Genomic DNA, 402 nt, shown 5'->3' with positions numbered 1-402 from the left:
CCCCCCCCCCCCCCCCCCCCCCCCCCCCCCCCCCCCCCCCCCCCCCCCCCCCCCCCCCCCCCCCCCCCCCCCCCCCCCTTTTTCAATCAGAAGACGGCATACGCGATCAACGTCAGCGTCTCGTGGGCTCGGAGATGTGTATAAGAGACAGCTCCAGGCCTGCGACAACCGCGAACACACAAGGGAAACCCCATGCGATCCAAGAGCTTCGAGGGCATGGCCTGCTCGATCGCCACCGCGCTGGAGACCGTCTGTCTCTTATACACATCTGACGCTGCCGACGAAATGCGAACAGTGTAGATCTCGGTGGGCGCCGGGGCAGGAAAGGGGGGGGGGGGGGGGGGGGGGGGGGGGGGGGGGGGGGGGGGGGGGGGGGGGGGGGGGGGGGGGGGGGGGGGGGGG

Annotated in this window: 1 protein-coding gene; it reads right to left on the bottom strand. The window is 73.6% G+C overall.

Annotated features, from left to right (window positions below):
- Positions 1 to 86: 86 nt before the first annotated feature.
- Positions 87 to 402 (bottom strand): hypothetical protein (locus tag JHD82_RS29105; protein WP_199140380.1); only part of this gene is annotated, 316 nt, incomplete at its 5' end.

The organism is Delftia sp. ASV31 (assembly GCF_016428765.1).
GTDB lineage: Bacteria > Pseudomonadota > Gammaproteobacteria > Burkholderiales > Burkholderiaceae_C > Comamonas > Comamonas acidovorans.
The sequence above is the reverse complement of the archived record's forward strand: the minus strand, read 5'-3'. Positions and strand labels throughout refer to the sequence as shown.